The sequence below is a fragment of the Marinomonas gallaica genome (genome assembly GCF_001639745.1).
In the GTDB taxonomy this organism is placed as follows: domain Bacteria; phylum Pseudomonadota; class Gammaproteobacteria; order Pseudomonadales; family Marinomonadaceae; genus Marinomonas; species Marinomonas gallaica.
The window spans coordinates 1-21,041 of sequence record NZ_LTAX01000035.1; the positions used below are offsets into that span (position 1 = coordinate 1).

At 45.5% G+C, this 21,041-nt stretch carries 20 protein-coding genes; 15 read left to right on the top strand and 5 right to left on the bottom strand.

The features are described 5' to 3' along the window. Nucleotides 1–162: 162 nt before the first annotated feature. Nucleotides 163–1,323, bottom strand: a complete 1,161-nt coding sequence (locus tag AYW76_RS18200; protein WP_067223887.1) for a hypothetical protein — start codon at nucleotides 1,321–1,323, stop codon at nucleotides 163–165. A gap of 83 nt (nucleotides 1,324–1,406) precedes the next feature. Between AYW76_RS18200 and AYW76_RS18205 the strand changes: the two genes are divergently transcribed. The 13 genes from AYW76_RS18205 (at nucleotide 1,407) to AYW76_RS18260 (ending at nucleotide 13,229) form a co-directional block, all read left to right on the top strand. Next, entirely contained in the window at nucleotides 1,407–1,637 is a 231-nt protein-coding gene (locus tag AYW76_RS18205; protein ID WP_067223890.1) for a helix-turn-helix transcriptional regulator, read from the top strand. 2 nt (nucleotides 1,638–1,639) lie between these two features. Further along, nucleotides 1,640–2,461 (top strand): helicase RepA family protein, encoded by an 822-nt coding sequence (locus tag AYW76_RS18210; protein ID WP_067223893.1) that lies wholly within the window; start codon nucleotides 1,640–1,642, stop codon nucleotides 2,459–2,461. After that, a complete protein-coding gene (gene repC, locus AYW76_RS18215) occupies nucleotides 2,436–3,278 on the top strand; it encodes a replication protein C, IncQ-type (RefSeq protein ID WP_407943027.1) in 843 nt (280 codons plus the stop codon). Before AYW76_RS18210 ends, repC begins: the two co-directional genes overlap by 26 nt. Before the next feature lie 727 nt (nucleotides 3,279–4,005). Next, the gene (gene traJ, locus AYW76_RS18220) at nucleotides 4,006–4,380 is read left to right on the top strand and encodes a conjugal transfer transcriptional regulator TraJ (protein WP_067223896.1); all 375 of its coding nucleotides are present in this window, start codon (nucleotides 4,006–4,008) and stop codon (nucleotides 4,378–4,380) included. Further along, entirely contained in the window at nucleotides 4,377–6,137 is a 1,761-nt protein-coding gene (traI, locus tag AYW76_RS18225; RefSeq protein WP_067223899.1) for a TraI/MobA(P) family conjugative relaxase, read from the top strand. Before traJ ends, traI begins: the two co-directional genes overlap by 4 nt. A gap of 237 nt (nucleotides 6,138–6,374) precedes the next feature. Continuing rightward, entirely contained in the window at nucleotides 6,375–7,151 is a 777-nt protein-coding gene (gene trbJ, locus AYW76_RS18230; RefSeq protein WP_067223902.1) for a P-type conjugative transfer protein TrbJ, read from the top strand. Between the two features lie 2 nt (nucleotides 7,152–7,153). Beyond that, nucleotides 7,154–7,318, top strand: coding sequence for a hypothetical protein (locus AYW76_RS19160; RefSeq protein ID WP_156489107.1), 165 nt, complete (start codon nucleotides 7,154–7,156; stop codon nucleotides 7,316–7,318). Between the two features lie 2 nt (nucleotides 7,319–7,320). Further along, nucleotides 7,321–8,991 (top strand): P-type conjugative transfer protein TrbL, encoded by a 1,671-nt coding sequence (gene trbL / locus AYW76_RS18235; protein ID WP_067223905.1) that lies wholly within the window; start codon nucleotides 7,321–7,323, stop codon nucleotides 8,989–8,991. A gap of 140 nt (nucleotides 8,992–9,131) precedes the next feature. Further along, nucleotides 9,132–9,566, top strand: a complete 435-nt coding sequence (locus AYW76_RS18240) for a Panacea domain-containing protein (RefSeq protein WP_067223908.1) — start codon at nucleotides 9,132–9,134, stop codon at nucleotides 9,564–9,566. 5 nt (nucleotides 9,567–9,571) lie between these two features. After that, the gene (locus tag AYW76_RS18245; protein WP_067223912.1) at nucleotides 9,572–10,165 is read left to right on the top strand and encodes a hypothetical protein; all 594 of its coding nucleotides are present in this window, start codon (nucleotides 9,572–9,574) and stop codon (nucleotides 10,163–10,165) included. A 178-nt stretch (nucleotides 10,166–10,343) separates the two neighbouring features. Next, nucleotides 10,344–11,255, top strand: coding sequence for an ABC-three component system protein (locus AYW76_RS18250; protein WP_197467853.1), 912 nt, complete (start codon nucleotides 10,344–10,346; stop codon nucleotides 11,253–11,255). Further along, nucleotides 11,252–11,503 (top strand): ABC-three component system middle component 6, encoded by a 252-nt coding sequence (locus AYW76_RS19720; RefSeq protein ID WP_067223918.1) that lies wholly within the window; start codon nucleotides 11,252–11,254, stop codon nucleotides 11,501–11,503. The genes AYW76_RS18250 and AYW76_RS19720 overlap by 4 nt, the downstream gene beginning before the upstream one ends. Then, on the top strand, nucleotides 11,493–13,229 hold the full coding sequence (locus AYW76_RS18260; protein ID WP_067223921.1) for an ABC-three component system protein: 1,737 nt from the start codon (nucleotides 11,493–11,495) through the stop codon (nucleotides 13,227–13,229). The genes AYW76_RS19720 and AYW76_RS18260 overlap by 11 nt, the downstream gene beginning before the upstream one ends. Before the next feature lie 384 nt (nucleotides 13,230–13,613). On the opposite strand, the gene AYW76_RS18265 is transcribed toward AYW76_RS18260, so the two are convergent. After that, the gene (locus AYW76_RS18265; RefSeq protein ID WP_067223924.1) at nucleotides 13,614–14,732 is read right to left on the bottom strand and encodes an FAD-dependent monooxygenase; all 1,119 of its coding nucleotides are present in this window, start codon (nucleotides 14,730–14,732) and stop codon (nucleotides 13,614–13,616) included. A 103-nt stretch (nucleotides 14,733–14,835) separates the two neighbouring features. Between AYW76_RS18265 and AYW76_RS18270 the strand changes: the two genes are divergently transcribed. Next, nucleotides 14,836–15,729 (top strand): LysR family transcriptional regulator, encoded by an 894-nt coding sequence (locus AYW76_RS18270; RefSeq protein WP_067223927.1) that lies wholly within the window; start codon nucleotides 14,836–14,838, stop codon nucleotides 15,727–15,729. A 54-nt stretch (nucleotides 15,730–15,783) separates the two neighbouring features. Here the strand turns inward: AYW76_RS18270 and AYW76_RS18275 are convergent, their stop codons facing one another. The 3 genes from AYW76_RS18275 to AYW76_RS18285 all read right to left on the bottom strand — a co-directional run bounded on the left by AYW76_RS18275 (nucleotide 15,784) and on the right by AYW76_RS18285 (nucleotide 19,540). Then, nucleotides 15,784–16,998 carry an MFS transporter gene (locus AYW76_RS18275; protein ID WP_067223930.1) on the bottom strand — a complete coding sequence of 405 codons (1,215 nt, stop codon included), beginning with the start codon at nucleotides 16,996–16,998 and terminating at the stop codon, nucleotides 15,784–15,786. A gap of 329 nt (nucleotides 16,999–17,327) precedes the next feature. After that, the gene (locus tag AYW76_RS18280; RefSeq protein WP_067223933.1) at nucleotides 17,328–18,293 is read right to left on the bottom strand and encodes a LysR family transcriptional regulator; all 966 of its coding nucleotides are present in this window, start codon (nucleotides 18,291–18,293) and stop codon (nucleotides 17,328–17,330) included. Between the two features lie 332 nt (nucleotides 18,294–18,625). Next, complete coding sequence (locus AYW76_RS18285) at nucleotides 18,626–19,540, bottom strand: SphA family protein (RefSeq protein ID WP_082866307.1); 915 nt, start codon at nucleotides 19,538–19,540, stop codon at nucleotides 18,626–18,628. A gap of 499 nt (nucleotides 19,541–20,039) precedes the next feature. On the opposite strand from AYW76_RS18285, the gene sfsA reads away from it, so the two are divergent. After that, nucleotides 20,040–20,744, top strand: coding sequence for a DNA/RNA nuclease SfsA (sfsA, locus tag AYW76_RS18290; protein ID WP_067223937.1), 705 nt, complete (start codon nucleotides 20,040–20,042; stop codon nucleotides 20,742–20,744). Nucleotides 20,745–21,041 lie beyond the last annotated feature (297 nt).

Below are 21,041 nucleotides of genomic sequence, written 5' to 3' on the forward strand. Positions count from 1 at the left end.
GGTCTTTGTCTGACGAGGCTTCATAAAACTCACCCATTTCTGCAACTTTTTGGGCCTTATGGCGTATTTATAGCAAGATTTAGGTATTAACTATCGTATAAAAACACTTTTTATTCAAAGGGTTGCAAGCTATTCAGGGGCGACTAAATAATATAAACTTATTTAATTTATGTATATCATAAATTGATTTCGAATGGATTTTAACGTTTTAGATACAGCTTGTCGTGATATTGTCTGCTCCTCAAAGGCTGATAGCTTTTCTGCGATCGTGCTTTTATCAGAGTATCGTAAACTGAGAGCAATGATTCTTTTCTTTCTATCAGTTAAACGGTGATCAACCATACTGCGGGCCATATGGCGTAGCTGACTGATATCCATACGCTCTAGTGCATTCGACGTACCGTATATCTCAGAGATTCTCTCATTTATCAATTCGTATGTAGCGCTATCAAGCCTATCTTGCTCAGCAAAGATATCCTGAACACTATTCCAGCAGTCGTCTATTTGTTCAGGGGTAGGCATTTTGTCTTGTAGGTAATAAAAAAAATACTCATCAATCAGTTCATCACCAGACATAGCATTGGGCTTATGAGGCTGGCTGACTTGGCATAGCAGTCTCTTAAACTCAATATCGAACTGCTCTTTAGACTGGATCGCCTGCTTGTATAGAGGGTTCCATGTCCCATCGGAATTTCGAGGCCTATGACTCGAGCAGTACTGGCTAAGTCGAAGATCATCTTCTTCACCCTTACTCATGCTTGGATTTGAGATAAAGGCTTGGTACTCGGATATTTCGCCACATAGTGGGCAGAACTCCGGCCAGAAGTTAGAGACTGAGCGTTTATAAACGCCACGAGGATTTTGTTGCTCATCTTTAATAGGAATTCGGAAAGGTCTCTTTGCGCGCAACTGATCAGCTAAGAACATAAGAGTCGATGCTGTTGCTATGAACTCATCGCCCTCTTCAGAAGAGAAATAATCCGATTTTTCAAAACGCCTAATGTTTTCACGGAGACAGCGATAAGTTGTTTCAAAACCTATTTGATCAAGTAGGCCGCTGAAGCTGTGTTTAATGCCGATGCCACATAGTTTGTGTGGAGGGTTGCTCGGTAGAGAGCGAACGTAATCGTCAATTGCTGGATCAAGTAACCGCCTAATAAGGCCCATCAACGGATAGCACTTAGACTCTAATGAGTAGGGCTTCCATTCATCTTCAAAAGCTTTAATCGCTTCGGCAATCTGCCTGTTACAGCCATCATCAATCTCGATGAATAGCGCTCCTCGGGCTTCGATTAACCTTTCTTGCCAGCATGATTCCGTCACGCAACCAAATCCTCCAATTACGAAGCGTTCAACTTTTTCCCGATCCTACAGAATTTAATTCTCAAGAAATGGTAGGAAGAGATATGCAAAACATAGCACATAAAACCCTAATTAATCGAAAAACGCTTTTACGAATGGTGCCGCTATCGGATCGGACCATTTACAACCTAGAGCAGCAAGGTGAGTTCCCTCGTCGTATTGTCCTAACTAGTCGCAGTGTGGCTTGGGATCTTGCCGAGATTGAAGAGTGGATCGAACAACGCCGTAAAAGTGCGCTTAAGGCGGCTCGCCCTGGATACTTTGGGGGTAACTGATTATGCGAATCGATGTATTCAAAGCCCTCACAGAGCAGCCTCCGGAATTGGACTATGTCTTACCCAGTTTATTAGCGGGTACGGTCGGTGCGTTTGTAGCGCCGGGTGGTACGGGGAAGTCAATGTTTGCCTTAGAGTTGGCGGTATATATTGCGGGTGGTCCTGACCTTTTAGGCGTTGGACCGCTGACACAAGGGCCGGTGGTATACATCTCTGCCGAGGACCCAGTAAAGGTCATCATGCACCGCCTCCAATCTATCAGGCCGCATCTAAGCCAAGAGAAAATTGAAGCCGTCAGTCAAAATCTTGTAATCGAGTCGGTTGCAGGTCTCGCTCCAGATCTCCTGGATGAAAAGTGTGTCGAACTTTTGGTGAGACAATCAGAAGGGCAAAGGCTTTTGATCCTGGATACATTACGACGATTTAGCACCGAAGATGAGAACTCAAGTAGTGCCATGTCCCAGGTATTAAATCGCCTTGAGCATATCGCTGTTAGAACTGATGCAGCGGTGCTTTTTATCCACCACACCAGCAAAGATTCAGATGGGCAACACACGGGGCGAGGCTCTTCTGTAATCGTTTATCACTGTCGCTGGCAGTCTGTGTTAAGCGAAATGACGAAAAGCGAGGCCAAAGCGTTCGGCTTGGAAGAAACCGAGCGTGTGAACTATCTACGCTATGGCGTTAATAAAGCCAACTATGGGCCATGCTACGACGGGAGCTGGCTAATTCGACGTGAGAATGGGTTGTTAGAGCAAGTAACGCTGCAAAAGCAACAGAAGTTACAGAAGCCTTCTAATGGGCGAGTACGTGGAGAAGCCTAGGTATCAGTTAACGCACGCTAGGCATGCTCCATCGCACTGCTTAGCTCCTGGGCTCTTTCGAGCGCTGCAAAAAGGTGAGCGTAAGAAGTCCAAGTTGGATGTGATATACGACTACGGCAAAGGGCGCTTGATTGAGTTCAGCGGACCTGAGCCGTTAGGAGCGGACGATTTGCGTGTACTTCAGGGCTTAATAGCGATGGCTGGACCAAAAGGATTAATTCTTAAGCCTGAGCCCAACACAGAGGATGGGCAGCAGTTGCGACTGTTTCTGGAGCCGAAATGGGAGGCGGTAGATTTGGATGCCATGGTGGTGAAATGTAGTTACCGCAATCTAGCGCAAGAGATTGGTTATGCAACAAAGTCGAATAACACTAAAACCATCAAAGATTGTATTGAGCGGATGTGGAAGGTGTCGATTATTGTTCAACACGGAGGTAAGCGTAAAGGTTTTCGTTTGCTGGCTGAGTATGAAAGTGATGACTCAGCGAAAAATCTATATGTGGCGTTAAACCCAATGATTGCTGAAGCCATTCTTCCAGACGGTCAGCATGTCCGTATTGATATGGATGAGGTTCGAGCCTTGCGTACTCACAACGCGCTATTAATTCATCAAAGGCTATGTGCTTGGATCAACCCAGGCCAAAGGGGAAAGGTTGCTTTAGAAACGCTAAGTGGTTACCTACATCAAAATCCTGCTACTGGTGCAACGTTGCGTAAGCGTCATAGTCGTTTAAGAGATACGTTAAGCGAAATACAAAGCATAGGGTGGCTAATTGTCGAGTGCCGTCAGGGCATGTTTGAAATACAGCGACCATAGGGACCCATTAACGGTCACAATCTATCCCATTAACAGTCACCTTTACTCCCATTAACGGTCACGTTTTTGAAGTTTAAAAATCGCTGTAAGCCTTAATATTAAAGGGCTACAGGGAATTCGACAAAAAACGGTCTAAGATCTCTCTAAGATCTTTCTACTAGGCGTAGTCTTTAACGCCCTAGTAGGGCTAAGACTTTGCCGCAGATAAACACCTGCATGGAGTTAAACCGTGTTTATTGACATATGAAGGGCAGAGCACAAGACAAGGTACTTTATTGACACTTGAGGGGCAGAACGCAAAACAGGGCGTTTTATTGACATATGAGGGGCACTGTTCAAAACCGGCTGATTAGCTTTGGTTAGCGAGGAAAGTAGTAGGAAAGCTGTGTTTTTCGGTGTCGTGATGGTGAGTAAAGCCATCACACGTAAAACGCTGTAAGACCGCTATTTTAGCACTATTCAGTCGCTATAAGAGCGTTGTAACTATCGGTTTTTAAAACGAAAAGAGTGCTGAACAGGCAAAAACAGAGAAATACAAAAGAAAACAGGGAAATACAGACTTCTATGCAGAGGTTACCTTGCTAAAACCAATGCTGATATGCGGGCAGGATGTGTGAAGTAGGCCCACCATGCAAGCATGGCGAAGCCTCTTCACTTATGTGACTTATTCGCACCTTCGGCGCTCAACGTTGATCCTGCCCTGCGGGGCGAAAGAGAGGATGCACAGATGGAGAACAACACAAATAAGACGACGAGAAAGAGCAGCCCACCGATTAAGGTCTATTGCCTACCGGAAGAGCGTGCGCTAATCGAATCCATGTCAGCACGGGCAGGGCTCAGTGCTTCGACCTATTTGCGCGAAGTCGGCCAGGGCTATCGTATCCAAGGAATTACCGATGCAGAGCAAGTACGTGAGTTAGTACGGGTTAATGGTGACTTAGGTCGTTTAGGCGGGTTGCTGAAGTTATGGCTTAGCAATGATGCCAAGGTGGCACATGTTGGGGCCAATACCATCTTGGCAGTGCTTAATCGTATCGAGGCGACGCAAGATCAAATGAGTTCACTTATGGAGTCTATTCTTCGTCCGAGGGTGGACCAATGATCGCGAAGCATGTACCGATGCGTTCACAGGGGAAATCTGACTTTGCAGGCCTGGTGAATTACATCACCGATCACCAGAGCAAAGCACATCGACTTGGTAGTGTTCGTTTAAATAACTGTGAAGCGGAAACCGTGCGCGATGCGATCAGTGAGGTGTTGGCGACTCAGTTTGCGAACACCCGAGCGAAGAGTGATAAAACCTACCACTTGATAGTGAGTTTCCCAAGCGGTGAACAGTTAGAAGCAAATACCTTGGCCGCGATAGAAGAGCGCATTTGCCAAGGGTTGGGTTATGGCGAACATCAGCGTGTCAGTGCTGTACACAACGATACGGACAATCAACATATCCATATCGCCATCAATAAGATTCACCCTGCGCGCAACACAATCCATGAGCCGTATTATCCGCATAAGAAGCTAGCGGAAATGTGCGAGGCCATCGAGCAAGATTTTGGTTTGCAGCCGGATAATCATATACCGCGCAAGCGCGGGGCTGAATCACGTGCGATGGATATGGAACGGCATTCAGGCATTGAAAGCTTAGTTGGTTGGGTGAAGCGCGAATGCATGAACGAGATCAAAGCAGCCGATAGCTGGCAGGCGTTGCACCAGGTCATGCAGGACAATGGTTTGCAGTTAAGAACCAGAGGAAATGGTCTAGTGATCGTTGCCGAGGGTGAAGCGATCTTCAAAGCGAGCACCTTGGGACGGGAGTTTTCCAAACCTAAACTTGAAGCGCGCCTTGGTCCCTTTGAAGTAGCTGCGACGGATTCAGTTAAGCCGAGCCGCCAATATACACATCGACCGATTCGCTTGAAGGTGAATACCACCGAGCTATATGCCCGTTATCAAGCAGAGCAGAAATGTGCCGCAGCGAGTAAGTCGCAAGCCCTTGAACAGGCGCGCCGTGATAAAGATCGACAGATTGAAAACGCCAAGAGGAAAGGGCGTGGCCGTCGTGCGGTGATTAAGTTAACTGGTAGTAATAAGTTTGCTAAGAAGCTTTTGTACAAACAGGCCAGTGATGCATTGAAAAGCGATCTTGAACGTATCCACAAACGTTACCAAGAGCAACGGCAAACGATATATCAAAGCAATAAACGCCAAGCCTGGGTGGATTGGTTAAAAAGCCAAGCATTGCAAGGAGATAGCGAAGCCCTCAAAGCACTACGCAGCCGAGAAGCAGCGCAAAAGCTTAAAGGTAATACCCTCAAAGGAAATACAGTTCAGGCCGAGCCCAAAGCAACGGTCGATACGATTACGAAAAAAGGCACCATTATTTATCGAGCAGGTAACAGCGCCGTGCGTGATGATGGTGAGCGTCTACAAGTGGCGACGGCTTCCAGCCAAACCAGTGTCTTAGCTGCGCTAAAGGTAGCAATGGAGCGTTACGGTAATCGCATTACCGTGAATGGCTCGCCTGAGTTCAAGGCGCGAGTAATCAAGGCGGCAGTAGATGGCAACCTGTCTATAAAGTTTGCCGACCAAGGGCTAGAACGCCGCCGTCAGGCATTAATTTCTCAGAATAAAAGAGCCAAGCGGTCTGATAAGCCTGGCGTGTTACCGATTGGCAAAGTGCCACCTTCACGCCGTGGCCGGTTGCAGAATCTATCTCAGTTAGAGGTTTTAGCTATTCAGTCAGCCCCTGTAACTGAAAAAGCGGTGGTCATGCCAGCATTAGAGCAGCGTAAAGCCAAGTTACAAGCTGAGCAGGCAGCTAAAAAAGCGAAACGACAACATAAGAGCCGATCACGTTGAGGTGATGGCAAAGGAATCGACTGAAGCCCTAACCGCTTCGGTTGGTAATAACACCGATGTTTAACCCTATTCGGCCGCGCGTTTAACGGTGTCGCGCAGGTCGGGCGCCGAGATAGTAAGTGGCGAGCTAGCTCTGTACAGGCCCACATTCACCGCTGGTAACGGCAGGAGTAGAGACCAGTTTTCTACAGGTTGGTGAATGCAAATTTTAGTCATAACAACTAAGAGTAAATGACCATGCTAAAACGCAAAATTTTAGCGGCTAAAATTCCCGTGCTCGCCATTTCCTTGGCGTTAAACATTTCTAATCCCGTTCATGCTGGTATTCCGGTTGCTGATGGTACGAATCTAATACAGAACATTATGTCGGCAATGGAAGCCGTTGCGCAGACAGCTAAACAAATCCAGCAGTACCAAACCCAGCTCCAGCAGTACGAAAATATGCTGCAAAACACGATGGCCCCAGCGGCTCATATTTGGGACCAAGCCCAGCAAACGATTCATGATTTAAACCAGGCAACGAATACGCTGGCGTATTACCAAAACCAGTTGGGCAGTATCGACGCCTATCTTAGCCGGTTCCAAGATGTGGCCTATTACCGCAGTTCCCCTTGTTTTTCCCGCAATGGTTGCAGCGACGCCGAATGGGCGGCCATGGATGAAAACCGCCGCCTAGCATCAGAGTCTCAGAAGAAAGCCAACGATGCCGTCTTTCGTGGTTTAGAACTCCAGCAACAGAATCTACAGAGTGACGCAGGCAAATTACTGCAACTCCAGTCCGCCGCCCAGGGCGCAGAAGGTCAGCTTGAGGCGATTGGTTACGCCAATCAGCTAGCGAGTAACCAGGCAAACCAGTTGCTGCAAATCCGCAGTCTATTGATCGCTCAACAAAACGCCCTAGCCACCAAAATGCAGGCTGACGCTGATCTTAACGCTCAATATCAGGCGAGCCGAGACAACCTCTATGAAGGCTTACGCGAGCCGGTCGACCGTTCACAAAGTAAGGAGTACTAACCATGAAATGGATGAAGCAAATACTGGTTATGGTGTTAACAACGTTGTTTTTAGTGGCTTGCTCTGAGCCAGAACCAACATGCACACAAAACTGCGAGCAACAAGATGGCTCAGTTTATCAAAGCCTAGACGGTCCGGTGGATCGCTCGAAGAGTAAGGAGTACTGATCATGAAAGGATTCACAACAAAATCAGCGTTAGCTCTCTCTTTGGGAACGTTATCGGTACATGCCTCTGCCGCAGTTGATCGAGGCGGTGTACTAAATGATGTGGCGGACCGCTTCGCTACGGCAAGCCAAGCATGGGCGTCTGTTATTACGGATCATGCGACCTGGCTATTTTGGACGCTTGTTGTTATCTCGATGGTTTGGACCTTTGGCATGATGGCATTACGTAAGGCGGACATCGGTGAATTCTTTGCCGAGTTTGTCCGCTTCACGATCACAACCGGTTTCTTTTGGTGGCTGCTGATTAATGGGCCGACGTTCGCTATGTCGATCATTGATTCATTGCGTAACGTTGCGGCTGAGGCGTCGGGAATGCCTAGAGGACTGAACCCATCGACGCCGATAGATATTGCCTTCGATATTCTGGCAAAGGCGGTGGATAGCTACAGTGTCACCAGTCCAATCGACAACTTATCTATCTTTCTCACCTCGTTAGCCATTTTAGCTTGTATGGCTATAGTGGCTGCGAACGTCTTACTAGCATTAATCACTGCCTGGATCATCGCTTACGCCGGTATCTTTGTCTTGGGTTTTGGTGGCTCTCGTTGGACCTCTGATATTGCGGTGAACTACTTTCGCAGTGTGGCCGGTATCGCGTTAAAGCTAATGACTATGACGCTGCTAGTCGGCATCGCTGTTTCCATTATTGATGGCTATCACACCGATTTATCGGAAGGCGCGCCCCTTGATGAATTGCTAGTAATCTTCGTGGTGTCGCTGGTTATGGTGATATTGATCAACTCTGTGCCGAATGTGATTGCTGCTTTGATCCCAGGTGGCGGAGCTGCGGCCAGCTCAGGTAGTTCCTTTGGTGCGGGTGCCTTGATCGGTGGAGCTGTAGGAGCCGGTGCAGCTGTTATGTCTGGCGGCGCTGCGCTTGGCGGAGCGGCTATGTCTGGAGCGACCAATATGGCCGGTGGAGCCAGTGCCGTTAAGGCGGCTTTTGAGAAAGCTCAAATGAGTATGTCTGAGGGCCCTATGCCTGAGTTTGGTGGTACTAGCTCTAGTGCTTCAAATAGCGATGCAGGTAGCAGTGATACGGGTGAAACGCCTTTTGCTCAAGCCGCTGGCTTCTCGGGAGGAGAATCACATGGCTCTAGTGAAGAGGCTGTATCTGAAAGTGGTGGCGAGACCCATTCCAGTGAGCAGGTCCAAACATCAAGTGGCTTTATGACTGGTGCGGCCAATGCGGGCCGTGTAGCTGCCGGCACCGCATCGGCCCTTGCCAAAGGTATGGGTTCTAAAGCAATGGGTGGCTTCCAGAACAAAGTCAGCCAAACCGCCGGTGGCCGTTTGGCTTCATCTATCCGCGAAAGCATGGACACAGGTAGTGATTCAATGGGACATCAAGAAGGGGATGGCTCCAGCGATGGTCAATCGCCATCTTTCGACAGCGACTCACTTGGCGGCCAAGAAGGCTGGATAAACCAAAGTGGTGGCTTTAGTGAGTTATCTGAATTCGACCAAGAAGAAGCTCGCCAGGCCCACGCTGACTGGCAAGAGCGTGATCCTGAGAAACACACGTTTGATGTAGAGGATTACGTTGACTACGCCCAGGACAAGCAAAGGGAGCGGAACGAAGAGATAGCGAGTTTTGTGAATGGAGTAACTTAAACTTCTTGAAACGGCTCATACTTTTTGGGTGCGAAGATATGTCCCACAGAATGTTCAAATATTGTCTACCTGGGGCATATACATGTACAAATTGACAGTGATCATCTAGACTTGCGGCAAATAATTGAGGTGTTGTGGGAATGGCTACGGAATTCGATGTTGTAAAATACATCCTAGACAAGTTGGGCGAGATATCGGCTATGAAGTTGCAGAAACTGGTCTATTACAGCCAAGCATGGTCGTTAGTTTGGGATGAAGAGGAGCTATTTTCAGCAGATTTTGAAGCATGGGCCAACGGGCCTGTGCTGCGCTCGCTTTACAGTGAGCATCGTGGTCTGTTCAAAGTTAACTCTGATACCTTTACCAAAGGCAACAAAGAAAATTTAAATGAAGATCAGGTTGAGACCATTGATAAGGTTCTTGAATTCTACGGCGACAAAACAGCACAATGGCTGAGTAACTTAACCCATAAAGAGTCGCCTTGGAAAGACGCCAGAGGGGAGCTTGAGCCAATGGACTCTTCTACAGAAGTTATTACTAAAGGTGCAATGGAAGAGTACTACGCAGCTCTGTAATCTCTATGAATAAAAAGCTGGGAAGAGAAGAGCGCAAGCTTGCACGGAAAGAAAAGAAATCTCAAAAGTCCGTAAGGTTTCGCACCGAATTTATTGAAAATAGCAGTCCCCAGACTCCTAAAATCCAATTTCTTCCTGATTTAGAGAAGCTACCTAAGTTAGACTCCAACCTTCAAGATTTGGAAACTCCTAAGCAACCGAAGGTTAGCCAAACAGGTTCAAGATTTGGGTATCAAATGACTTGGTGCGCAAGAATAGCCGACATTAAGGATGGCTGGTCGTGGGGCGAGTCAAGGCAATGGTCGGAAAGTGAGTGGGAAGAGCTGATATCTAAAGGGCTAAACTCTCTTGAAGGATTGGATTGGAGAGAGCTCCAAAATATGACCTCAGACACTATGCATTTAATGCATCATGATCATGATATCGGTGAGCTTTGTGATGAAGCAGTCGAACGTTGGCTTGAGCTAGATTTAGAGCAGTTTGATAGCCCCTTTAGATTTCGTCTAGGTAATAAAAAGCGTGCTTGGGGGATAGAGCTGCAAGGGCATTTCTATTTAGTTTGGTATGAAAGAGGGCATAATATTTACCCTGTAAGCTAATGAATTGGCAGTTTACATCAAGCTTTCTGGTCACTAGCTCAATACTAAAAAATTTAACTAAGTTGATACGTTTAAGCCTGCTTTCTAGCGGGCTTTTTACTTGATTTCTAAAAAGTGTGATTTGCCTCTCTAGCTGGTAAACTTTTTATAATCTTTTCAAATTTAGACAATGGTTGTAATGATGGATCAAATTACTCGTGCATGGTATGGACACTTTATTGAGCTTGAGTTGTACCGTAAGGTTGAGCAAAGTTATGAAGATCTATTTTGCCAGATAATGGAAAAGCTTCATTCTCACGATTTTCAATCAATTAAAGCTGCTGGTAGTGAAGGCGATGGTAAAGCTGATGGGTATCTGTGTAGCGAAAAGACTGTATTTCAATCTTATGCTCCAAGCTCAGGTTTTGTTAAGAGTAAGTTGCTTAAGAAGATTTCTAATGACTTTCATGGTGCAAAAGTAAAGTGGAAGGAGCAATTGAAAAAATGGACTTTCATTCATAATAGTTGGGAAGGTCTGCCAAAATACGCACATGACCTTGTATGTAAGTTACAAGAAGAAAATCCGAATATTGATATTGAAGTCTGGGGGCCGGGAGTCCTTAAGGATAAGGCTTTGAGGCTTCCGGTAGATAGTCTTGTCGATTTATTTGGAATTGCACCAACTCAAGCAGATGTTGTATCTCTCAGTCATGAACCAGTTAAGTCCCTTTTAAGGGCTATTGTGAATCGACCTGCCAAATCTACAAAACTGGGCCCCGTCTCACTCAATAAATTGCAGTTTAATAATTTGAGTGAAGACGTTGAGACTTTGCTGAAAGCAGGTAGGACTAAAGAGGCCTTGGTTAATGATTTATTGAGTAGCTGGCCTGATCCTTTATATGCTGAGGAACTTGCTGAAGCTATTCGAGAGCGATACAAAAGTCTTGCTGCAACAAATAATCACTCAGATGTGATATTTACAAACTTGCAAGCTTTTATAGGGGGGCAGGCAGCTGTTGCCGCCGAGCAGGTTGCATCTTTGGCTGTACTTAGTTACTTCTTTGAGCGATGCGATATATTTGAAGATGCTCCTGAAGGGTGGTCCGCATGATCCTACCAACAAAACATATCCCGCCTCATAAAGCCTTGATATCTATCTCTGCGGAAGTTTTTGCATTAGTCGGGTCTCAATCGACTACGAGTTCAATATGGAATCAATTCCAATACAATCGTAGAGCGGTTCATAAGGAAGATATATCGTTTGATTGGTTCATATTAGCCCTAGATTTTTTGTATTTAATTGGAGCTATTGAAGAAAACAATGGACTGTTAGTAAGGGTACAGAGAAATGTTGATTGAGGTTTACAGTGATCTTTCTGGTTTTAAAACAGCTCGCTTTCATCCTGGGCTGAACTTAGTTCTCGCTCATAAAAGTGAGGGGTCAACAGATGGGCACACTCGAAATAGTGCTGGTAAGAGCTCTTTAGTTGAAATAATTAATGCTTTGTTAGGGAGCGATATTAAGAAAGGAAACTTGTTAAAGGAAAAAGCTCTTGTTGACCACTTTTTTGGGTTGAAGCTGAATGTAAACGGCGCGACATTAAACATATCTAGGCACGGAAAAGCGCCTTCGAAAATTTTTGTTCATGAAATGCCTGAGGGCTACGTATCGTTAACATCTGAAGATGATGGTGTTTATACAAGCAATGATGAGTGGTCAAGAAAGTTAGGGAAAGAGGTTTTTGGGTTAACTGAGTCCACTCTTAACTTAAAACACTCAGTTTCTTTCAGGTCTTTGTTTGCTTATTTCGCTAGGTCTACCAAGGGGTTTGATTCGCCAGAAAAAACATTTCCAATGCAGGCTGCATGGCAGTCTCAAGTAGCGCTCACATATTTGTTAAAACTAGACTGGAGAGTTGCGAGGGAATTTGAAGGTGTGCGTCAGAAAGATAAGCTGATAAAGGCTCTTAAGCGAGCATCAAGTGAAGGTGCACTAGGCGACATTATGGGGACACCCTCTGAGCTTGGAACAGAGATACATTTAAAAAAGGATAGAGTCCAGCAAATTAAGACTCTTTTGGCTGAGTTTAAGGTCCTTCCTGAGTATCAACAGAAAGAAGCTAGAGTGGCAAAAATATCTAAGATTCTCTCCTCCATATCAGGAGAGGATACAGCAGATAAAGAGTGGATTGGCCAGTTAGAGCGTGCGCTCGAAGAAGAATCTATTTCTGATACAAACCGATTAGAGCAACTGTTTAAAGAGACTGAGCTAGTGTTTCCTGAGCTTGTTTCTCGCCGTTTTGAGGAATTTACTGCATTTCATTCTTCAATTATAAGGAATCGACGGGAGCATCTAAAACAAGAGTTGGAAACGGTCGTGGCTCGAATTGAGGAGCGTTATATCCTAAAAGAGAGATTAGACCAAGAGCGTTCAGAAATACTATTATTGCTTCAGTCTCATGGAGCACTGGATCATTATACAAGTTTGCACTCTGAGCTATCAAAGTTAGAAGCTGATATAGAGCTATTAGAGCGAAAGGTCGCTGCAACCCAGAACCTTGATGACCAAAAAAGCGAATTGAAGGTGGTACGAAATAACCTTCAGAAGAAAATGCGTATTGATTTATCTGAGCGAGAAGATGCCGTTCGTAAAGCAGTTGTGTCTTTTGCAGAGATCTCTGCAAAGCTTTATGAAGAATCGGGGCGTTTTACTATAGACCCTACTGATAATGGACCGAAGTTTGAATTTGACATACCAGGTAAAAAGAGTACTGGAAAGTCAAAAATGCAAATCTTTTGTTTTGACATGATGCTGATGGAGTTGTGGGCTGAAGAGGCTAGAAGGCCAGATGTGTTAATTCATGATAGCTTGATTTTTGATGGTGTTGATGAGAGGCAAAAAGCAAGGGCTCTACTCCTTGGTGCTCAGATGGCAAAGAAATATAACTTCCAGTATATCGTTACTATGAATTCTGACGATCTACCAGATATGTCTGAGTATCAAGAGTTCAACATGCAAGATTATCTCGTTGATTTGAACATCACTGATAGTGACTCAGGCGGACTGTTTGGAATTAGGTTTTAGATAATTGTGATGATGGCATGAACGTAAGGTTGCTAACGGTTAGTGAAAAGCAAAATCTCCGCCGTGACATGGCTGAGTCTTCTGAGTGGGCTCGCGCCGAACTAAAGCGTCGCCGGGAAGAAAAGGCGAAACAAAGCTCTGAGCATGGTACTAATAATGGTACTAGGAAGGAATCAAGCCCCAAACAACCGTAGTTAAAGGGCTTGCGGCCCTCGTTAACGATAGAGTGGGAATAACCGTCGAGTGGGAATAATTCAGCGTTAGGTAACACCTTGCACTGAACCGCAATAAACACTCCGAAGCCCGCTTTCTAGCGGGCTTTTTGTTGTCTGTTGGTCAGGCAATTGGTGTAAAGCACTCCCAGTCCACTTTGCTTTCGTGGTGTTAAGGCTTGTGTAAGCCTTGCATGTAGAGTTCGCTCAGTTGATGCGCTGATATGCTGGGTTGGGTCTCGGTTGGTTGTGTTGTTTGCTGAAAGATCTGCTGTGCGACTTGTCTGCCTATCTGCTGAGTCATCGTCGTTTTATGGATCCGATCATTATAAAAGCTCGTTAATAGGTCATTAAGAGGCTTTGCTTCATTTAGTCGTTGCGATAAGTGCCAAGCATCTTCGAGGGATTGACCGGCACCTTGTCCAGAGGTGGGTAAAGGTGCGTGGGCGGCATCTCCTATTATGACTAGGTTGTCTCGATGCCAGTAGGGTAGAGGGTCGAGGTCGTGTACAAAGATCCGTTTCTGGCTATTGGGACGAGACGTGTTCAATACCTGTTGAATTTCGGATGGCCAATGTAGGAAGCGTTGCTGCATTTCCTCATACCAACTTTCTACGGGTCTAGAGCGGTCGAGTGCGCAGGGCCAGGCCGCGGCCCAATAGCATTGCTGATTGGCAACGGGGACAATACCAAAGCGTTCGCCGTTTGCTCGATAGTCATGAATGGCTTGTTCGAATGGCTCCAAGTCTATATCGCTAATGCCGATGATATTGATAAAGCCTTGATAAACCGCTGAGGCGGAGCCTTGATACAGCTGATGACGAGTCGGGGAGTGCATGCGCCCATCGCAGCCGACCACGAGATCAAATTGCTGCTGTAGCTTCGCAATCCTCTCCGGTGTGATGGGGGTGTTAAAGTGTATGGCTACATCATGTTTCTTGAGTTGGCTCGCCAGTATTTTAATAAGGCACTGTCTTAATACGGTGAATGCAGGAAAACCGCAAAGGTCTTCTAACGGCCCGATATCGAATTGATTGACGAGCGTCGATTGCGGGTCAAATTGGCGTACAAATCTCGGTCGACCGCACTGTTTTCGGCATTCATCCATCAGCCCTAGTTGTTTAATGACAAAGGTGGCGTTAGGCCACAGTGTCACGCCCGCTCCAATCGTAGAGTAGTCTTTGTTTTGCTCAAATAGCGTCACTTGAATGCCTTGTTTTCGAGCCAAGATGGCGAGCGCTAAGCCTGCGACCCCTGCGCCTATAATGGCCATGTGTTTCACTGTTTTCATCTTTATATTCCGAGTTGCTACGAGATAAGGTGATTGTTACAGGGGGATTGAGTAGGATAAATGGGCTGATTTTGGTTTGTTTGTCCCATTAAATGAGATAGTTGTGTTAGAAAATATTGAATTACAGTGGCTGCTTAGCTTTCAGAAGGTTTATGAACAGTTGAGTTTTAAGCGTGCGGCGGAGTCACTTCAGTTGCCTAAATCGAATGTGAGTCGTCACGTGGCTTTACTGGAGCAAGCGTTAAATGTCCGACTGTTAGAGCGTACTACGCGAAAAATGATTGCGACCGAAGCAGGGGAAAGATTTTACCACAACCTATCGCCTCTCTTGATTGCCATGGGGGACATGCTGCATGAAGCGCATCAAAATGGCGATGCCATTGTGGGGCATTTAAAGGTGATTACTCCTGACTTGCCATTTTTAGCGGAGGCGATGGCCGAGTTTTGTCATCAACATCCAAACATTCAGTTAAGCTGCGATACCCAACTTGACCCAGAAGAAGGGCTGCTGGAAGGTTTTGATGTTGTTATTCGCTTTGGCCGTGGCGCAATAGAGGATTCAGGCTGGGTGGCAAGGGAGTTGGTACGCTGGCCGAGTTGTGTCGTAGCGTCTCCTTGTCTCTTAGAGCGATGCTCTAAACCTAGTTCAGTCTCTGAGCTGAGTCGCCGTGCTTGTATTACCAGCTTATCAGTATTACAAGGTATGCCGTGGCAGTTTAAAAAAGCAGGAGCTGTCAATGTGGCGTCTTGTTATAAGGTCAATAGTGGTCATATGGCGAAGGCGGCCGCGCTTAAAGGGTTGGGGTTTGCAATACTGCCTGTAGAGGCTTGCCGTAAAGAGTTGGACGAAGGAGCGTTAGTAAAAATCGATTTGTGGGAAGATGAACCGGAAGACTTGGTGTTGTACGCCCTCTATTCGGGGCGCAAATACCCATTGGCAAAAGTGAAAGCGTTTCTCGATCATATTCAGTGGGTGGTTCAGCGTTCTTACGCTTGAACCTGTCTACGCAAGAAAAGGCTCCCAGCATCTTATGTTGGGAGCCTTTTGCTATTATGCGGTTGCCGCACTCAAGCGTGGGACGGGTTTGTCATTAATAGGCAGATGGATCAGTGCCGAGATAAAGGCGAGTACTACGGCTGACCACCAAATAGGGTCGTATGATCCGTAGTAGTCATAGATCACGCCTCCGACCCATGCGCCCAAGAAACTGCCTATTTGGTGTGCGAAAAACACCAATCCGTATAGCGTTGATAAGTACCGTGCACCAAAAATCTGGCGCACTAAACCGGAGGTAATTGGCACTGTTCCTAGCCAACAGAAACCGATCGCCGCGCCGAAGATAATCGCCGACATTTCGGTGGTCGGTAGCATTACAAACGTAGCGATTACAATCGTACGCACTAAGTACAGCGCTGACATCACATAGTGTTTACTATAGCGGTCTGCCATAGCACCCCAGAAGTAGGACCCAATAATGTTAAAGATACCCACATAAGCCAGTGCCATGGCCGCCGTTGAGGGCGGTAAGTTTTTATCCATCACGTAGCTGGGAAGGTGAGTGGCGATAAACATGACATGGAAACCACAAACAAAAAAGCCAGCAATAATTAGCCAATACCCTTTGTGTGCAAAGGCTTCTTTCAAAGCTTCTTTTATTGTTTGTGTATCTTCGTGCACAGGGTGCCCTGAGCTGTCTTCCCGCTTTGCCGTATTGATAAACAGTGCAAATACGATCATGAAGCTACACATTACAGCGAATATTTGCAGGGCACCTTGCCAGTCATAAGTGCTCATTAAAGATTGCGCACCCGGGATCATGGCAAACATGCCAAATGAGCCTGCTGCTGTGGTTAAGCCAAAGGCTTTCGCGGCATGTTGTGCGGGAACCACTTTTGCAACGGCACCGAGTACGATCACGTAGCTAGTAGCACTTAGACCAAGTCCTACTAGCATACCTAATGATAGATATACCACTGTTGGCTCTGTGGTGATTGACGTTAAGTACAGACCTAAAGCGTAAGAAATAGCGCCTAAAATGATGATGCGCTTTGGACCCCAACGGTCGGCAGCCATTCCCACAAATGGCTGGAACATGCCGAACAGTAAGTTTTGCAATGCAATAGCAAAGCTAAAGAACTCTCGTCCCGTCTGAAAGTAGTCGGAAATAGGCGTCATGAAAATACCAAAGGATTGCCTGATCCCTAGGCTGGTAATCAAAATCCCTATACCCAGCCAAACTAGGAGTGGAAATCGGAAAGTAAACATAAATTGCTCTTAATAATACCTATGGTGGTGAGATTGTCCTTTATTTAGCTCGGTAGGGGACAAGCTCAGTGCCTTAGCGAAAGTGGATGGAAACAAGTGCGATGTGCGCTCAGCTACTGGATTGGCGGAGTGTAGAGAGTATCCTGGGGGGACTCAAATGATAAAAAGTGAAGTAATACATGCATAATATGCATGTATTAAAATGGTGCGTTTAAAATGCTTTTAGCCCAGTTATTTGGGCTTTTTGGCGGGATTGCGAGATGGCAGAATCGTTGTCATTAGTGCTTTATGATGGCGTTTCAGTATGATCAAGGCGCATATACGAAAGATTACTTAGGTAAAGCTGTGGTATCAGCATCCAGCCCCATATCAATCACACGTTTAGCGATTAGCTTGCTGCACTCTTCTTTTACAATACTCCTTAACCATTCCTGTGCAGGTGAGTGATCACAGCGAGGATGCCAAATCATGGAATAATCAAACGGTGTAAAATGGAAGGGTAGAGGTTTTACCGTCAGGTCATAACGCTCTGATACTAAGTAGGCTAAATCAGCGGGTACTGTGATAATTAATGGCATTGTGTCGACAATGGCCAGTGCAGCTTCTAAATGATATGCCCTAAGCACCATACGTCGTTTAGGATGGCCTTCGAGTGCTTGTTCTATAAGCGATTTTACCCCATCACTAATGGCAATCATGGCATGAGGAAAATGCAAATAATCTTCCAGACACATTTGTTTATTCGCTAACGGGTGCTGTTTAGAAACAAGGCAAGACACACCAACACGTCCGAGCTCTCCATATTGTAAGGAGTCAATAGAGTATATCGGACGACAAATAGCTAAATCAGCTCGGCCGTAGGTGAGTTGTTCTTTCAAATGCTCGTCTTGGAGTGGCAGAAACTCAAACGCAACATTAGGCGCTTCCTGATATATGCGAGGTAATGCAAACGGTAAAATCGTTTGCATCGCATAATCTGTCGTGACAATTGTGAAGGTTTGGTCACAAGATTTGGGGTCAAATTCAATGGGGGACAAGAGTTGTCTAAGAGACCCAATAGGCTCGTCTAGTGCCTTATTTATCGATAAGGCTTTTTCTGTTGGAACTAGGTGCTGGCCTTGACGGGTAAACAAAGGGTCAGACAGCAAGCTGCGCAATCTACCCAGAACACGGCTCATTGCAGATTGACTCAAGCTCAAGCGTTCTGCAGCTCGGCTGACACTGCGCTCCTCAACCAGAACTTGCAACGCCACTAACAGATTTAAATCCCGACGATAAATCTCTTCTACTTTCATACCCAGCCTTAAGCACTTTAACAATATTGACAGTGTAACCAATAAATTACCGAAACAATTGCTAAGTTGAATAATTTTAATACAAGCAACGTGCCGATCTTTCTAAAATTCAATACGACCTAAGCAGACGCACCATGTGCGTATGACCTGAAGCTTGTTCACAACAATAATGGCGGTATAGGGCGTTGTTATACAAATATTTAACTATGCAGTTTACAGAGGAAGGCCTGCTTTGTGTTGGGTATTAGCTGAAGTGTTATTGCGAGGAGTGGCGAAGATAGAGCAACGGCAATAGAAAGGGGGCTATTGCCGTTGTTCGCATACATTAGAGTTTAAAAGCTTTGCGAGACTAACAGTGCAGCGGTATAGCCTTGTGTTCTGTTTTTTGCATCAAGCTCTTTGTAAGCATGGAATGATACAAAGGGTAAGCCTGGGCGGAAGAAGCTTAGCTCGGGGCCTACAGCGAAGGCTTCTGCTCGATTACCGTCTATAACGTTTGGACCTTTATCATCCGTTAGCTGCTTATAGTAAAAACCACCCAGTCCTAGTGTCCAAGCGTCAAAGTTTTTACCCACGGCAAACTCATGTCGGTATTCGGTACCGCTGGTGTAGTTGGTATCTTTATTTTCGGTATTTATATCTAGCTGAAAACTAGACGATACTTCGAATCCAGACTCGGTCATATAGGTAAAGTTAAAAGCAGGAGAGAATGTATAGTGGTTCAGACCTGTCGTAATGGTGTCGTTCTTATCGTAATGGCCAGTCGGGATTTGGATTTGTAGTTGGGTATTCGTGGCTAAATTAGGAGATGGGTGCCATTGAAGAATGTATGGAATTACTTGAATGTCTCCGAGGGCGGTATCTTTGCCATTAATATTAATAGGTGTATTTGGAACCATGCCATCAATTTTAAGCTCTAAAAAAGGCACTACAATACCGTAACCATAGCTGGCATTTTGAAATGTCTTTTCCGTCATTTTTATATAAGTTAGAGAGAGTGCTTTAACGGATTGAGAGAAGTCTGTCAGATTCTCATCTCCGTTAGCATTGAGGTTTTTGTTCGCATTGTAATACGAGCTACGGATAGAGAAATTGCCAATATCGGTGACAGGTGGCATAAAGCCTGCGCTAAACCCATAAATGCCAGGGGCAGTGGATGGGGCTCCATTCTCTGTAGCAAGGGCTGAGTGTGATGCCAGAAGACTGGCGCCTATTCCAATAAGTACGCTTAGATTAGATGCTTTCATGTGTTCCTCTTTATTTTGTTTTTGATTTTTTGGGAGAGCATGTAAGCAGAATGGCAAGAATAAAGAGGGGGCTCATATCCTATATAGGATAGTTGGTATACTTAATTGTTATAAGGCTTAACAATTATGACCAATTGTTTTCATAATAGGTTGTTTTTGGCAGGCCATGAGGAAAGTTTAGCGACGTGATGTTTTGGATCAGAAAGTGAGTGTTTTAAAAAGGTATAAACACAAGAGGAAGCTTTCTGCTGCGTCCATGCAGCGCAAGTTTTATCCATAAGTAGGAGACAGAGCCCTCTTCCTGAGGGCTGAAGCAATCCTTTGCTCTCTGTCTGAAATCTAATATAACGGCCATTCGTTATTTGTGCACCTCTAAAAAATGAAACGCTTGCCTTAGATCAATCAGGTTCTTGATATTCTATAATGTGCCGTTTAAATTTCAGCTTAGTGACCTTCATCACTTGTCAAAGATCCCTTTTTTCATAAGGACATTCTCATTGTGCAGTTTCCTACGTTAATAGAAGGCAGATTACTCAAACGCTATAAACGCTTCTTGTCAGATATTGAGCTGCCTGATGGGGATGTCATCACTGCTCATTGTCCTAACACCGGTTCAATGCGTCGATGCCAACAAGAGTATGCGCGTGTTTGGGTGTCAAAAAGTGATAACCCAAAACGTAAGCTGGCCTATACATGGGAACTTGTTGAAGTGGATGATGAGCACCTTGCTTGTATCAATACGGGATTGCCAAACAAGGTTGTAGGTGAGGCGATACAGCAAGATCTTATTCCCGAGTTGTCTGGTTATGCCGCACAAAAAGCTGAGGTGAAATACGGCAACAGTAGTCGCATAGATTGGCTGCTGAGCAGTGATGAAGAGTCGCTTTGTTATGTTGAAGTCAAAAATGTCACTTTATTAGAAGAAGACGGGCAGGGTTATTTTCCAGATGCTGTAACGGAGCGAGGTCGAAAGCATTTATATGAACTTGCTGAAATGGTGAAAGCTGGGCATAGAGCTGTTCTGATGTTCTGTGTATCGCATACGGGGATTGAATCGGTTAAACCGGCTGCACATATCGACCCTAAGTATGCAGAGGCTTTAAAGGAGGTGCTAGAGACAGGGGTTGAAGTATTGGCTTACCAGACACAAATCACACCACGGAGCATTTCTATTGCACGTAAGCTACCCGTCTATTTGAGCTAATTTTGAGACATAATGAGAAGCTGAGTAGCGAGTAGTACGTTTTATGAACTGTTTTGAGGTTTTGGTGATTGTTTGTTGATCGATTTGAGCGTTATTTAAAAGAATAGTGCATTTTTATTAATTTAACTCAAAAACCGCTTGCGCTAAAAATTCAGATGCGTATTATACGCCTCCACTGACACGGACAACGCTTCACAACAACGAAGCACAACGCGTCAGCCGCTCTTTAAAATAGATAATCAGATAATTTGTGTGGGCGCTCGCTGGAGACTTCTAAAAATTTTGAAGTCTTAAATG